Genomic DNA, 15,594 nt, shown 5'->3' with positions numbered 1-15,594 from the left:
ATCCTCCTTCTACATAAACACAGGTACTTGGTTTAAGCCTGTATCTTCATCTAAATTATATAATATATTCATGTTTTGAACAGCCTGCCCTGCTGCACCTTTTATTAGATTATCAATTGCTGATACAATAATAATTCTATTGGTTCTTTTATCTATTTTAAAATTAATATCACAGTAATTGCTTCCTTTTACCCATCTTGTTTCTGGATAAACATTTTCATCTAATAATCTAACAAATTTCTCATTGGCATAATATTTATTATATATACCTTTAATAGTATCATAATCATAGTTATCATTCAAATTAGCATATGCTGTTGCCAATATCCCTCTATGCATAGGTATTAAATGAGGCGTAAAGTTTATAAAAGCTTTATCATTAGAAGCATAACCTAATTGTTCTTCTATTTCAGCTGTATGTCTATGCACCCCCACTGAGTAAGCTTTTGTACTTTCATTTACTTCATCAAAATGCGTCGCCAGCTTTGGTGAACGCCCAGCACCTGATACCCCTGACTTAGCATCGATAATAATAGACTTCGTATCAATTAGTTTTTCTTTTAATAATGGATACAACCCTAAAGTAGATGCTGTAGGGTAACAACCTGGGTTAGCAATTAATCTTTTACCTTTGATTTGATCTCTATTTATTTCACATAATCCATAAACAGCTTCTTTTAATAAGGAAGTGTTTGGATGATTTTCTCCATACCACTCTTTATAATCTAAAGCATCTTTTAGCCTAAAATCAGCACTTAAGTCAATTATAATAACTTTCTTTAATAATACATCATTTACTAATGAAGAACTTAAACCATGAGGTGTGGCTAAAAATATCACATCCACATCATTGCTTAATTCATCTATTTTTTGTTCAATACAATTTTCTTCATATATATTTTTAAAGCTACCATAACATTTGTCGAATCTTTCACCTTTATAAGTATTAGATGTAACCCAAGCCAATTCAGCCTGAGGATGCTGTATGATTAAACGTACAAGCTCTTGTCCTGCATATCCTGTAGCGCCAACAATTCCTACTTTCATTTGTATCACTCCTAAGCTCACTTCTGTTTTTTATAATTATACATTCTTTTCGTTAATTATTCAAGGGAAATATTATTTAAAAAAGTATTTTATAAAATTTGCTTAACTCTATATAAAACCAAGATTTTTTCTTAGTAATTTTTATAGTTTTAAGGGAAAAAACTGATTATTTTTTTACGATTTTTCACTTGCATATTTTTAATATTTAATGTATATTTATTATATAAATTAGTAATTATTATTTGTTACAAATTTTAGTTCAGATGAAAGTAATCACTTTAAAACTTGCTAGTTTCTTACCTTTCAACTAAACTTACATTATTAGAACAAAGACACTTTGTCATAATCTTTGTTCTTGGCACGTCAAATTTTAAGTGCATCTAAAATTTTTATTCTCTTTCTATAGAAACTTTTCTAAAAAAGAATAAAAACTGACATATAAGAAATTACTATAAATTATAATATATATTTTTTATCATTGAAAGGAGTTATTTATATTATGAAAAAAGTTATTTTAGCTTATTCTGGTGGATTAGATACTACTGCTATTATTCCTTGGCTTAAGGAAAATTATGATTATGAGGTTATTTGTGTTTGTATAGACGTTGGTCAAGGGCAAGAACTTGATGGTTTAGAAGAAAGAGCTCTTTCATCTGGTGCTAGCAAATTATACATAGAAGATCTTAAAGATGAGTTTGTAAAAGATTTTGTGTATCCAACTCTTAAAGCACAAGCAAAATATGAAACAAAATATTTGTTAGGGACTTCTATTGCAAGACCACTTATCTCTAAAAGATTAGTAGAGATTGCAAAACAAGAAGGTGCTGAAGCTATTTGTCATGGTGCAACAGGTAAAGGGAATGACCAAGTACGTTTTGAATTAACAATTAAAGCTTTAGCTCCTGAACTTAAAATTATTGCACCTTGGAGAATTTGGGACATTAAGTCTCGCGAAGATGCTATTGAATACTGTAACAAACATGGTATAAACTTACCATTTAATAAAGATACTAGTTATAGTCGTGATAGAAATTTATGGCATTTAAGCCATGAAGGTTTAGAATTAGAGCATGTTGAATTAGAACCTAATTATAATCATTTGTTACAACTTTCAGTTTCACCTGAACAAGCTCCTGATACACCTGAGTACATTGAGCTTGAATTTGACAAAGGGATTCCAGTAGCCCTTAATGGAGAAAAAATTGATGGTGTTTCTCTTATTTCTAAATTAAATGAATTAGGTGGCAAACATGGTATTGGAACTTTAGACCTTTTAGAAAACAGAGTTGTTGGTATGAAATCAAGAGGAGTATATGAAACGCCAGGTGGTACAATTTTATACGCTGCTCACAGTAAGCTTGAAGAACTTTGTCTAGATAAGCAAACTTTAGCTTATAAATCTACTTTAGCCATTAAATATGCAGAATTAGTGTATAGTGGTGAATGGTATACGCCACTTAGAGAAGCTTTAGCTGCTTTTGTTGATGAAACACAAAAAACAGTTACAGGTACTGTAAAGCTTAAGTTATATAAGGGAAATATCATTCCTGCTGGTGCTTCTTCTGAGTACTCATTATACAGTGAGTCTTTAGCAAGTTTCACAACTGGAGATTTATACAATCATCATGATGCCGAAGGATTTATTAACTTATTTGGACTTCCATTAAAAGTTAGAGCCATGTTATTGAATACGGATAAATAAATTTATATTTCTTACTAAGAAAGGTGGCTTTGCCACTTTTCTTATATGTTAATAAAGAATATCTATATAGGGTCTTCTTAAAGGAATATATACTAAGCTTGGCTGCCTTTCCTTTCAGCCGGTCGACGCCAAGCTTAGTATATATTCCTTTAAGAAATGCCTACGAAGTAATTATTACAAATTAATAAACATAAATGATTAACAACTTTTTAAACATTTAAAAATATAATTAGAAAGAGGGTTACTTATATGAAACTTTGGGGTGGAAGGTTCACCAAAAAGACAGATTCTATGGTACATGAATTTAATACTTCTATTAATTTTGATCAAAGATTGTATGCTTATGATATAAAAGGTAGTATTGCTCATGTGACTATGTTAGCAAAGCAAGATATTATTGGCAAAGATGATGCTGCTTTAATTGAAAAAGGTTTATTAGAAATTCTTGATGATATTAATAATCATAAATTGGATATCGATCCTTCTTTTGAAGACATTCATAGTTTTATTGAATCTACTTTAATTGATAGAATCGGTGATACTGGTAAAAAACTTCATACAGGTAGAAGTAGAAATGACCAAGTTATCTTAGATATGAAACTTTATACAAAAGATGAAATTAAAGAAATTGATGGTTTATTAAAAAATCTTTTAGAAGTGCTTTTAAAAGTAAGTAAAAACAATACTAAAACCATTATGCCAGGGTTTACTCATTTACAAAAAGCCCAACCAATTACATTAGCCCATCACTTTATGGCTTACTTTGAAATGTTTAAAAGAGACCGTTCTCGATTAGCTGATATTTTTGATAGAATGAATGAATTACCTCTGGGTTCTGGGGCATTAGCTGGGACAACTTTCCCTATTGATAGAGAATTTGTTGCTGAAATGTTAGACTTTAAAGGAGTTACTTTAAACAGTATGGACTCTGTTTCTGATAGAGATTTCTTAGTTGAATTGTTAAATGCATTATCTCTTATCATGATGCACCTTAGTAGATTCTGTGAAGAGATTATTATTTGGAGTTCTGATGATTATAGATATGTTGAATTAGATGATGCTTATAGTACTGGTAGTAGTATAATGCCACAGAAAAAAAATCCTGATATTGCTGAATTAATTCGTGGTAAAACAGGTAGAGTTTATGGTTCTCTTATGAGTTTGCTTACGACATTAAAAGGATTACCACTGGCTTATAATAAGGATATGCAAGAAGACAAAGAACTTGTTTTTGATGCCATTGATACTGTAAAAACAAGCTTGGTGTTGTTTGCACCTATGATTGACACAATGAAATTCCTTAAAGAAAATATGTATAAAAGCTGCCAAAACGGCTTTACTAATGCCACTGATGTTGCAGATTATTTAGTCGTAAAATCTATTCCTTTTAGAGATGCTCACCATATTGTTGGACAATTGGTTTTATATTGTATTGAGCAAAGTAAAAGTCTTGATGATTTAACTTTAGACGAATACAAAGCCATTGACCCAATATTTGAAGAGGATATTTTCCACGCTATTGCATTAGAAACTTGTGTTGAAAGAAGAGCTTCTATTGGTGGACCAGCTGAAGCTGCAATGAGTAAATCTATAGAAATTAATGAGAATTATTTGAAAAACAATTAAATAAGTCTTAATCTGAGCACTTCATCTAATGGAGTGCTCTTTATTTATTTGACAATTTTTTAATATAACTTTATTATTAATATAAGTTATCTAAATATTTTATAAAAACGAGGGGTTTATATGAAAAGTAATCTAGATAATATGTTTTTAAAATATCGTATACTTAAAATTTTTATTGTTTTGTTTTTTATAACCACCACTTTTTCACTCATTAAACATTATCACAATGACTCTATTGTTCTTTTTTTCTTAAGACCTAGTGGCTATATACACAAAGCACCTGATCTTGATACCTATTATAATATCCACTTATATTATTACCTTGATGATAATGATACCTTTGATGCATATCAAATAACAAAATACTCAGATAACAAATGGAGAAATAATTTTTTAGAAAGAAAATTAGTAGGAAATGTTGAGATTAACAATAGGAATGTCTATTATCAAACAACACCTACTCTTTCACCTATATTTTTCTTTGACACTAGCAATAGAGGTTATGTCCTTTCTTTGATGGGTATTATTGATGAACCGGATATTCAATCCATCTCTCTCACTACACCTAGCGGGACTTTCTATGCGGATTATATGGATGAAAAAGATCAAAAAACCTATTTTATTATTTCCTCTGTAGAATATCCACCTACATCTAGAACAAGGCATAGTCATGGGTCTTCTTATCACTTTTCTTTTGATGATGTTATCGTAAATGACGAAACATTAATCATAAAAAAATAATAATTAAGTGATTATTATTAAAGATTAAAGGTAGCTATTTGAATAGCTACCTTTAATCTTAATTTTTAGGTTGTATAAGGTGCACATCCATTTGTGGATATGGTATATTCACTTTTTCTTCATCGAATTTTAATTTAACCAATTCTATAAGTTCAAAGCGAAGTGGCCAAAAATCACTTGATTTACACCAGACCCTAACTAAAAAATCTACAGAACTACTATTTAGTTCACTTACTCTAACCATTGGCTCAGGGTCATCTAATATTAATTCATGGTCATTCACTAGAGTTGTAAGAATCTCTTTTACTTTGAAAATATCATCTTTATACCCTACTCCAAAAGTTAAATCCAAACGTCTTGTTTCCTTTTTTGAATAATTTATAATACTATTATTGGATAATGTACCATTAGGAATCACAACTACTTTGTTATCTGGCATTTTTAAGGTTGTATAAAAGATATCAATAGATTCAACCGTACCTGAATTGCCTCCACCTTCAATAAAATCACCTACTTGAAAGGGTTTTAATATTAATATTAATACACCCCCTGCAAAGTTTGATAAACTGCCTTGTAAAGCCAAACCAACAGCTAAACCTGCAGCACCTAATATAGTTAAAAAGGATGTTATGGCAAACCCAAAAATAGTTAAAACAAATAAAAACAACACGATCTTCATAAGAATGCTTGCTAATGATAGTAAAAAAGAACTAACAGATCCATCCACCTGAGATTTTTCTAAGAGTGCTTTTAAAATTTTTACCACATATTTTATTATTCTTAGACCAATTATTAAAGCCAAAACAGCTATTAGTAATCTAACACTAAAACCAATGAGATAACTCATAAGATTCTCCCTTATAATGTTAAAATTCAATTGGCTTGTTCCTTCATTGGCCATTCCGATGGTTTCAAAAAAACTTGTTAACATATTCTCACCTCTTCTTTCGCTTATCTATATTATATCTGTTTTTATAATTTAATAAAGGGTTTTTAATTACATTCATAATAATTCTTTCCTTTGGAGAATATAAGTATGAAATTATTTTTTAAAAAAGGTGATAAAATGAAATTATATGCTGGTACTCCTTATTGGTCTTTAATAAGTGATACAAAGAAAAAAAAATATCCAAAACTAGTTGAAAATATAGAATGTGATGTGTTAATTGTTGGTGGTGGTATTACAGGTGCCCTATCTTCTTATTACATGAATCAAGCAAATATAGATACCGTTCTAATAGATAAGAATGCGTTTGCTTCAGGCAGTACAATGGTTAATACATCCTTACTACATTATGAAATCGACACAACCTTATACAAACTCAGTAAAATGTATGGCAAGCCCAATGCCATTAGATGTTTTCAGCTATGCAGAAGAGCCCTTTATGACTTAAAGTCTATGCTAAATGATACTGGTCTTGATTGTGAGTATGTTAGAAGAAAAAGTCTATATGTTTCTACCAGTATCATAGAGGACATTAAATTATTAGCAGAATATCATTCAAGAAGAAGTGCTGGATTTAAAGCTTCCTTCGTAAGTAAAATAAATATGAAAAAATATTTTAACTTGCCATATAACTCAGGCATATATTCCTATGATGGCGCAGAAATTAATCCATATTTATTAACAAAAAATCTAATCGACTATACGACAACTAAAGGGTTAAGAGCTTATGAAAATACAGAACTTATTTCTATTGATTTTAAAAAAGATTATAATATTGCACATACGAAAGATGCTGTTATTAAAGCTAAAAAAATTATTTTTGCAACGGGTTATGAATGCCAGTCATTAGTAGATTCGTATACCTCTACTAACTTTTATGTTACTTATAATTTAACAACCAAACCCATAACAAACGCCCACAAACTTTGGAAAGATAATTCCTTAATTTGGGAAGCAAAAAACCCCTACAATCATATTCGAAGAACAAAAGACAATCGTATTATTGTTGGTGGTTATGATACAAGTTATAAAGGCTATATGCCAAACGCCTATGAATTAGAGAAAAAAGGTGAACTCTTATATAAACAACTGCACCATTTATTCCCAAAATTGGATATAGAAAAAGATTTTGTTTCTGCAGGTCTTTTTGCTAGAACCAAAGATGATTTAGGGTACGTAGGAGACGTTGAAGAATATCCAAATTGTTATTTCATATTAGGTTATGGCGCAAATGGTATTCTCTATTCAATAATAGGTTCACAAATAATAAGGGATTTATATTTACACGGCTATCATCATGATGCTGCCTTATTTTCTTTTTATCGATAATTATTATTCAAAAGTAATATAAAAAACTCTAAAAAAATATAAGGACATTAAGCCCTTATATTTTTTTATTATTGTTTAGCATTTAAGATATTATAAATAATCATCGCTGTCTCAGCCCTTAATGCATTATTTATTGGCCTAAAGGATCCATCTGGATAACCATTTATAATATTAGCTCTATATAAGGCATCTACAGCATCTTTAGCAAAATTCGCTACTGCCTCTTCATCAGCCAAATTAATTTTATCATTATCTTTTATTAATTGGCTATCAGTGACTTTTAAGGCATTATAAATCATTACGGACAATTCCTGTCTCGTGATTAAATTATTACCTCTAAATGTCCCATCTTGATATCCAGACACCACTCCATTAGAAGTTGCTATGTTGAGATAATTAATATACCATTCATTCCCTTTAAGGTCATTAAACTCAATGGCATTCTCTGTTCCTTCTAATTCAAATAATCTTACAACCAATGCAATAACTTCTGCTCTAGTAATATTATCCATTGGCGCAAAGTTGTTATTCCCTTTTCCAGAAATAATGCCTTTATTGGCTAAATTTAATATTGCTTGTTCAGCCCAGAAATTTTGAGGCACATCATCAAAAATAATGTTTTGCTCTCTTAATACTCTAAAAGACCATTCTTTAATGCTTTGGTTACCATTATCATCTCTTAAAATAAGTTTTACTGAATAATTACCATTTACCAATGGTGTTTCTGGTATATGGGTGATTACGCCATTAACATGGTCATAATTGTGTTTAACCAGTTTATTATTAATATAAAGCCTTGAATTGTTAGGGTTTATATTTTTAATAATTTTATTCCCATCTTTATCATAATCTAAATCTTGTACATAAGCATATATTTGATTAAAGTTAGATTCAACAACTTGATTGTTTAATGGGTAAATTTCTAATATTTCAGGTGGTGTAATATCTTCAATCACATTCCCATATAAAGCTCTTATTTCATCAACGTAAATTACACCTTTGCTTTTACTATTTTCATTAATCCTCATCAATCTTACTGGTGCTTCCATTCTTAATGGCAACGGTCTACCTTTTGGAATTTCTGCTTCAAGGTATTTCCAACCAACAAAATCAATTCCCTTTTGTAAGTCAACAAAATCTATATTGATGACTTGATTGTTACCATCTCTTAATTGTCCACGCAACCAATTGCCGCTACCATCTCCATATACCCATAACCCAATTTTTGTCGGTGATCCAGTTAAAGCAATTGGGTTATTATCTTTTGGTACAATATAAGCTCCTGATGTCCCCTCTTTATTGGTAAAGTCATACTCTAATTTTACAGATTTGTTTCCAAATCTAACAAATTGGTCCCTTATTTCCTCTGTAATATTTACAGTATTGTAGTTAACACCAGATGCTGCCCATCTATTATTCAATATCCCTTCAAAGTTTTCAATAATTATTGGGTCTCTTCCTACTGTTATATTAACTGATGTTGTAAGGACTTGTTTTGTAACTGGATTTGTATATCTAACAATAAGTCTACCTGATTTATTAGACATCTCCGTCCCTTTAAATACACCGTTTTTATCAATAGTTCCTATATCACCTTCAACAACCCATTCAAAGGCATCATTAGTCGATTCAATAACTTGACCATTTCTTGTTGCTGTTATTTTGAAATTTATTGTTTCACCGCTACTAAGGGCCACATTGCTATGGTTAAGCTTTATATTTGTGATATCTGCAACAACTTCAACAGAACTACTACCATAAATATATTCTGAGAATGCCCATACATCTAATATTCCTGGATTTTTACCTGCTGTAAACTTTCCATCTAAAGTGATTGAACCAAAATTCTCATTATCAACAATCCATAATGGCTTTTCATTATACTCTACAGGATAATAATTCTCATCCACTGCCACACTATTAAATTTATATTCACTTCCTACTAGAATTCTAGCTACATTAGGGCGTATCACCAAATGAGCTGCTTCTCCTAGTTCAGATGTATCTACTAGTAGTAATGAGTTTGCCACTCTTCTTTCTCTACCATCAGAAGGGTTGTTTAATAATGTTGTTAATTTTTGTCCTGGTAACCTAGCGACTATAGCTGATGAACCTCCACCGTCTAGATTAATAGCATTTATTACACCCATATCCTTCATTAGGCGCCCTACCTCTTCTAGTGTTAACCCTTCACTAATTCCTAAAGATCTCCCATCTACTTGGAACATAACAATTTGACCATCTTCTTTTACCCCGATGGCACTTCTTGGATGAGAAAAATTGTTTTTAGGAGGTTCAATTTCTCCATTTCTAACTATAAATCCTTCGCCTCCAACTGCCATTTTTACATTTTTCCACTCATCTTCTAGTTCAATTCGAGTCATTAAATGATCCCCAATATTTACATTAGCAAGGGCCTTTTTATATTTTCCAGATGCAGAAATAACAACTTGCCCTTCTTGTATTGTTGAATTACCAAGACCTCTTCTAATCTCTATTACCTCTAGAATCATAGTTTCTCCACTTCTTGACCCTCCATCAATAACCTTACAAATGATTTCGTCTCTTTCATTATTGGTTTTTGTGGAAGTGAAAAATTGGTCTGTAAATAGTATGAGAGCTTCACTTATTGCAGGTATTCTATTAATATGAGAAATATTATATGAATTATCTACTGTAATTAAATGTTTATTAACTCTAGGACTTTTGCCAATTATAGTGGTATTGTCTTCTTTTATACCAAAAGCATACCAATCTCCAGGGGGGGTTACTAAAAGTTCTCCATCATTTATAAACATACCAATAGGTATTCCTGAATTTGTATGAAAAAAATCCCCATTAATACCCGCAATAACCCTATTCTGTTCTTTATCTATACTTTTAGCTGTTTTACTTAGTTCTTCAAATCCATACACATACCCATTACTTTTAACTGCTTGTAATTCTAAATTTGGATTTTGCAAATCAAACTCTACTATATGTATCTTTTCAGGTTTGTTATTGACTTTCATATCAATCCATGTATAACTAACATTTTTTCCTATATTTACACTTTTTTCATCAATTATTTCATTATTTGATTTTGCACTAATTTTAGTAGAATATATATTCATTGGAACCATAATTGTTGTAAGCAGTATATTACATATTATTAATACACATAAGATTAGCCTATACTTCTTTTTCATCCTTTATCCTCCATATCTATAACTAATTATATCTATTTTTAACCATTCATATTAAATTCTATAATTATTAGGACTGTAATTTTTTTAACCACCTCACTGAACAAATATATATTAGATATTATCAGACTTGCACATTTTTAACAATATACTTAATCTAACCTTAATATTACAGTTTTTACATAGTATTATCATACTATTTACAACTAGTTCTTCTATTAGAAAAAGATGTGCTTTATGCACATCCTTTTTCTAATATCCATTTATAAACTCAAGCAAATCGTTATCTCTATCTAAAAATATGGTAATATCATTCATGTGTTTATACACATCCATTCTTTCTATGAATCTATAAAACTCAAAATCTTTAACCAATGATTCTTGATAAATTTTTAATGCCTCACCATCTGCCGATGCTTTGATTTTTGCAGACTCCTCTAGGGCTGCTGCAATAATTTCTTTTTGTATCCTATCAGTCTTTGCTTTTTCTTCTACAAAAACCTTATCTCCTTCTGCAATTAAACTTTCTCTTTCTTTTTCAATCTGCATGGCCATCTTAGATTCTATTGCCGCTACATTACTCTCTGGGAAGTTTTTTCGATTAATGCCTATGTCTGTTACCCGTATTCCAAAATCTCTTTCCAATTCTTTATTTAACTCTGCTTGTTTACTTTGTATCATATTATCTAGAGTATTTTGATAAAAAAATTGATTAAAAATTAAGGTGTTTGCTGAGTTAATAACCACTGGAAAAACTCTGTTATCCATAGTCTGCCTCATATTTTCTAATGTGCTTACTGTAAGACTAAATACAAGTGGATCTATTATTCTATATTGAGCATACATCGCAATTTCAAGTTTTTTATCATCTCTAGTTTGAATAATTGCTGTATTAGATTTATAAGTTAAGTTTTTACTAGTAAATTTATTGATACTTTGTATAAATGGTATTTTAAAGTGCAACCCTTTTTCTGTTTTCAGTTTCACTGATTCATATCTATCATTATTTTTTAGGTTGCCAATGACTTGTTCTTTGTCAGATGGATTAACTATTATTGCCGTAACACGACCAAAATTCCTAATAACTGCTATTTCATCTTCATTAACTATAAATGTTGAACTACTTAAAATTATTAATGTCAGTATAAAAATTATCCCTATTATAATTCCTGTTTTCTTCATAAATCCACCCCCTAGTCTATAACACTTTGTCTTAAAGCATTATTATTAAAATTAAAGAATTTATATATTGAATCGTCTACGGTGTTATCAATAATAACATTATTATTCTCGATAAATGCTCTCATTGCTTCTATGTAGTATCTTTCTTGGATAATTTCAGGATTAACAATATATTCATTGTAAAGGGCATTAAATTGAGCAACATCTGCGTTAGCCTGAGCAATTACTTGCCTTTCATATGCTTTAGCTTCTTCCATCATTTGTGTTGCTTGGGAATGAGCCCTTGGCATTACTGTATTGCTGTATTTTTCCGCCTCTTCTAGTTTACTGTTTTTATATTGATTAGCATTCTCTTTTTCTTGATATGCAATCTCTACATTTGAAGGAAATTCAACATCTTGTGTTTGGACAGATATTATATCAATACCTGATTCATATTGATACATTTTTTGTTGTAATACTTCCTTAACTCTTGTGTCTATAAGTGGTTTTTCTTTTTTTGCCTCGTCTAAAGTGAGTTCTTGAACGGTGGTTCTAATTGAATCTTCTAATGCCAATCTTAGAGTCCCTTCAATATCATCTACTTTAAACAAATAATTCACTGGATCCACTACTCTATACTGTACCATAAGATATATGAGTGCTATAGAGGCATTATTGTTAACAGCATCTACAATTATAGTTGCCTCATCAAAATTTTCAGCATATACAGGCTCTGAAGTCTCAGTACCTCTTCTCACTGTTTGATAGCCATATTCCATTATACTAACTCTTGAAGTATTCACACTTCTTACACTATCTATCAGTGGTATTTTAAAATGTATTCCTGCACTTCTTTCTACTTTTGAAACTTTTCCTAACCTTATAACCACACCTACAGTTCCATCATCTACTTTGTAAACACTGTTAAGCGATAAAATTATAAGTAATACAACCATAATTCCTAGTGTTGTATAATTCTTAACATTTTTTTTGTATTTGTCAAAATTTCCTTTTGCTCCAATATCAATGACTTCTTCAGTAAAATCTCTATTGTTCATTTCAATCCCTCCTATATATCATACTCTTTCATTATACTATAAACAAATTGGTATATGTTATTTTTTTCTTTAAAATATGTATCTACAAAGAAAATGTGTGCAATGCACACATTTTCTTTGTTATTTATCAATGGTATTTATAAAAATACCACTTCTAAGTTTAGGCTCAAACCATGTTGATTTTGGTGGCATCAGTTTATCAGCATCGGATACCTCAAATAACTCTTCAATAGATGTTGGGTACATTGAAAAAGCAACTTTCATATCTGATGTAGCTCTTTTTTCTAACTCTTTTAATCCTCTTATTCCACCAACGAAATCAATCCTATCATCTACTCTTGGATCTTTAATATTCAATATTGGATCTAGTAAGTAATCTTGTAATAATGATACATCTAATTTTTTAACAGGATCCTCATTATCTACTAAAGCCTTATCTATAGTTAACTTATACCAATTATCATTTAAAAACATTCCAAAAGTTTCTTTTTCAGTAGGTTGAAATGGTTCTTCTCCAATAAGTTCAACTTCAAAAGATTTGCTTATTTCTTCAATTAGTGATCCTTCATCATTACCATTTAAGTCTCTAACCACTCTATTATATGGTAAAATCATTAATTCATCTTGTGGGAAGATTACTGATAAGAAATAATTAAACATTTCACTTCCATTATATCCTGGATTCTCTTCTCTTCTTTTTAATCCTACTTTTACCGCTGAAGCTGTTCTATGATGCCCATCAGCAATATATGTGTTTTCTATAGCCACAAATGCTTTTTCAATGGCTTCAATTTTTTCATCTTCATTAATAATCCATACAGTATGTCCAATATTATCATCTGCAACAAAATCATAGATTGGTTTGTTAGCTTCTTTAACTTCATCTACTATGTTTTTAATTGTATCATTTGAACGGTAGGCTAAAAAGATTGGGCCCGTTTGAGCATTACAGTAGTCCACGTGATTAATTCTATCTTGCTCTTTTGCTTCTCTGGTTTTTTCATGTTTTTTAATAACATTATTAATATAATCGTCTATTGATGAACAAGCAACAAGTCCTGTTTGTTTTCTACCATCCATAGTTAATTGGTATAAGTAGAAGACTTTTTTATCCTCTCTTATAAAAATCCCTTCATTTATCATTTCATTTAAAGTATCTCTTGCTCTTAAGTAAACTTGTTGATCATATGTGCTTACTGAACTTTCTAATTGTACTTCAGCACGATCGATTTTCAAAAAAGAATTCGGCTGATTTTTTACAATTTCTTTAGCCTCTTCTCTATTTACTACATCATATGGTAATGCTGCTACATTTTTAACTTCTTTGTCTGTTGGCCTTACAGCAGCAAATGGTTTAATTATAGCCATTTTTTCTTCCTCCTAGATTTAACCCTATAGTATATTTTTAATAATGTCCATATTTTTAATTAACTCTTCTAGTGGTGCTTTCATCTTACCATAATTTAATTTTGCACTATCAATATTCCCACTATAATAATCTTTTATAATAAGATCTGCTAACCTATGTAATTCATTATGATTCTTTCCAATAGCTTGGAACTCAGCTTTGTTAATTAAAGCTGTATCGTCAATATTGAAATACCATGTTCCTAATTTACAAGCTTTTGGATTGTTCATTTTCTCTAATTCTAGCTTTTCAAATCCTAATAACATGTTTTGAATTCTATATACAAACATCACGTGGTCCGTTTTATATATCTCAATCCACTCTTTAAAACTAATATATGGTGAGTATCTTGATAGTCTACCTCTCACTCTATCATTCAACCTTGCCATCTCGAAAATCAATTTTCCTGTTTCATTACAGTATTCATCCAAATACTTTGATTCTTCTGATAGACCATTCATATCTTTTGTTATCGTATCCATAACAGTATCTTGTTCAATTATTGTTCTTGCAATTCTAGATATTGTTTCATTTATTTGACCCATATAATCGTTTATTTTTATGACAGAATCAACAGATGTTGATACAAGGTTATTACCATTTTCTAATTGGTTTGATGTACTATTCATATTTTCAACTAAGACATTAATGTCACCTTGTAATTCTTTTATAATTTCTTCAATATCAATGGCTGAGTTTTTAGTGCTTTCTGAAAGTTTTCTTACTTCATCAGCAACTACTGCAAATCCTAATCCATGTTCCCCTGCTCTTGCAGCCTCTATACTTGCATTTAAAGATAATAAATTTGTTTGTTCTGCAATGCTTTTTACAACATCAATAATTTTTGTAATAGATTGCATTTTATCGTTAAAATTATCAACTCTTTCACTTATCTCTTGAATGTCTTCAAAGGATTTTTTTACGAATGCAATTGACTCCTTTATATTCTCTACACTTTCTTTTGAATTCTTGTAGGTTTCATTAGTAAACTCAACAATTTGCTGAGTATTATTACTAACTTCTTCTACTGATGCCTTTAATTCTTCACTTGAACTAACCATACTATCTAAGGAATTGTTTTGATTCCTCACACTATTTAACATGCTCGAAACAAAATCCACTTGGGTCACGTTATTAATAGATTTATTTAATGTATCAATTACTTCATTACCATTAAATAAATCCAATAGTTCATTGAATCTCTTAGTAAGCTCTTTGTTCTCAAATTTGTCGTCATCTACATAAAAAGATTTATTAGATTTAAAGTTCTCATTAATATCTTTAAGTACTTCTATTATAGTATCAATGTCATTATTATTATCTTGTCTAATCACTTGGTTTCGTAGCTGTTTATTCGATTTCCTTTTAAAGTTTATCATTTATCTCAG

11 protein-coding genes are annotated in these 15,594 nt (G+C 30.1%); 4 read left to right on the top strand and 7 right to left on the bottom strand.

The window, feature by feature from the left end; translation table 11 throughout:
• Window positions 1-9: 9 nt before the first annotated feature.
• Window positions 10-1,047 carry an N-acetyl-gamma-glutamyl-phosphate reductase gene (gene argC / locus EDC18_RS04405; RefSeq protein WP_132250675.1) on the bottom strand — a complete coding sequence of 346 codons (1,038 nt, stop codon included), beginning with the start codon at window positions 1,045-1,047 and terminating at the stop codon, window positions 10-12.
• 496 nt (window positions 1,048-1,543) lie between these two features.
• On the opposite strand from argC, the gene EDC18_RS04400 reads away from it, so the two are divergent.
• The 3 genes from EDC18_RS04400 (at window position 1,544) to EDC18_RS04390 (ending at window position 5,116) form a co-directional block, all read left to right on the top strand.
• On the top strand, window positions 1,544-2,749 hold the full coding sequence (locus EDC18_RS04400; protein WP_132250867.1) for an argininosuccinate synthase: 1,206 nt from the start codon (window positions 1,544-1,546) through the stop codon (window positions 2,747-2,749).
• A 249-nt stretch (window positions 2,750-2,998) separates the two neighbouring features.
• Window positions 2,999-4,375, top strand: coding sequence for an argininosuccinate lyase (gene argH / locus EDC18_RS04395; RefSeq protein ID WP_132250673.1), 1,377 nt, complete (start codon window positions 2,999-3,001; stop codon window positions 4,373-4,375).
• Between the two features lie 120 nt (window positions 4,376-4,495).
• Window positions 4,496-5,116, top strand: coding sequence for a DUF4367 domain-containing protein (locus EDC18_RS04390; RefSeq protein WP_132250671.1), 621 nt, complete (start codon window positions 4,496-4,498; stop codon window positions 5,114-5,116).
• Window positions 5,117-5,174: 58 nt separating this feature from the next.
• Here EDC18_RS04390 and EDC18_RS04385 read toward each other — a convergent pair whose 3' ends face one another.
• Window positions 5,175-6,047 (bottom strand): mechanosensitive ion channel family protein, encoded by an 873-nt coding sequence (locus tag EDC18_RS04385; RefSeq protein WP_243115054.1) that lies wholly within the window; start codon window positions 6,045-6,047, stop codon window positions 5,175-5,177.
• Window positions 6,048-6,152: 105 nt separating this feature from the next.
• Here EDC18_RS04385 and EDC18_RS04380 point away from each other — a divergent pair, with 105 nt between their 5' ends.
• The gene (locus EDC18_RS04380; protein ID WP_132250669.1) at window positions 6,153-7,391 is read left to right on the top strand and encodes an NAD(P)/FAD-dependent oxidoreductase; all 1,239 of its coding nucleotides are present in this window, start codon (window positions 6,153-6,155) and stop codon (window positions 7,389-7,391) included.
• A 68-nt stretch (window positions 7,392-7,459) separates the two neighbouring features.
• Here EDC18_RS04380 and EDC18_RS04375 read toward each other — a convergent pair whose 3' ends face one another.
• From EDC18_RS04375 to EDC18_RS04355, 5 genes are all read right to left on the bottom strand, one after another.
• Window positions 7,460-10,579 (bottom strand): phosphodiester glycosidase family protein, encoded by a 3,120-nt coding sequence (locus tag EDC18_RS04375; protein ID WP_132250667.1) that lies wholly within the window; start codon window positions 10,577-10,579, stop codon window positions 7,460-7,462.
• A 249-nt stretch (window positions 10,580-10,828) separates the two neighbouring features.
• Entirely contained in the window at window positions 10,829-11,758 is a 930-nt protein-coding gene (locus EDC18_RS04370; RefSeq protein ID WP_132250665.1) for an SPFH domain-containing protein, read from the bottom strand.
• Between the two features lie 11 nt (window positions 11,759-11,769).
• Window positions 11,770-12,798 (bottom strand): FtsH protease activity modulator HflK, encoded by a 1,029-nt coding sequence (hflK, locus tag EDC18_RS04365; protein WP_132250663.1) that lies wholly within the window; start codon window positions 12,796-12,798, stop codon window positions 11,770-11,772.
• Window positions 12,799-12,918: 120 nt separating this feature from the next.
• Window positions 12,919-14,166, bottom strand: coding sequence for a DUF1015 domain-containing protein (locus tag EDC18_RS04360; protein WP_132250661.1), 1,248 nt, complete (start codon window positions 14,164-14,166; stop codon window positions 12,919-12,921).
• A 24-nt stretch (window positions 14,167-14,190) separates the two neighbouring features.
• Window positions 14,191-15,585 carry a methyl-accepting chemotaxis protein gene (locus EDC18_RS04355; protein ID WP_132250659.1) on the bottom strand — a complete coding sequence of 465 codons (1,395 nt, stop codon included), beginning with the start codon at window positions 15,583-15,585 and terminating at the stop codon, window positions 14,191-14,193.
• Between the last annotated feature and the right edge of the window lie 9 nt (window positions 15,586-15,594).

This window comes from Natranaerovirga pectinivora, from assembly GCF_004342165.1.
Lineage (GTDB): Bacteria > Bacillota > Clostridia > Lachnospirales > DSM-24629 > Natranaerovirga > Natranaerovirga pectinivora.
This window is presented reverse-complemented; position numbering and strand designations above follow the sequence as displayed.

What these genes read in the sequence shown, in the direction of transcription:
- EDC18_RS04360 (WP_132250661.1), bottom strand. Translation starts at nt 14,166, where the DNA reads ATGGCTATAATTAAACCATTTGCTGCTGTAAGGCCAACAGACAAAGAA.
- EDC18_RS04370 (WP_132250665.1), bottom strand. Translation starts at nt 11,758, where the DNA reads ATGAAGAAAACAGGAATTATAATAGGGATAATTTTTATACTGACATTA.
- EDC18_RS04385 (WP_243115054.1), bottom strand. Translation starts at nt 6,047, where the DNA reads ATGTTAACAAGTTTTTTTGAAACCATCGGAATGGCCAATGAAGGAACA.
- hflK (WP_132250663.1), bottom strand. Translation starts at nt 12,798, where the DNA reads ATGAACAATAGAGATTTTACTGAAGAAGTCATTGATATTGGAGCAAAA.
- argH (WP_132250673.1), top strand. Translation starts at nt 2,999, where the DNA reads ATGAAACTTTGGGGTGGAAGGTTCACCAAAAAGACAGATTCTATGGTA.
- argC (WP_132250675.1), bottom strand. Translation starts at nt 1,047, where the DNA reads ATGAAAGTAGGAATTGTTGGCGCTACAGGATATGCAGGACAAGAGCTT.
- EDC18_RS04380 (WP_132250669.1), top strand. Translation starts at nt 6,153, where the DNA reads ATGAAATTATTTTTTAAAAAAGGTGATAAAATGAAATTATATGCTGGT.
- EDC18_RS04390 (WP_132250671.1), top strand. Translation starts at nt 4,496, where the DNA reads ATGAAAAGTAATCTAGATAATATGTTTTTAAAATATCGTATACTTAAA.
- EDC18_RS04375 (WP_132250667.1), bottom strand. Translation starts at nt 10,579, where the DNA reads ATGAAAAAGAAGTATAGGCTAATCTTATGTGTATTAATAATATGTAAT.
- EDC18_RS04355 (WP_132250659.1), bottom strand. Translation starts at nt 15,585, where the DNA reads ATGATAAACTTTAAAAGGAAATCGAATAAACAGCTACGAAACCAAGTG.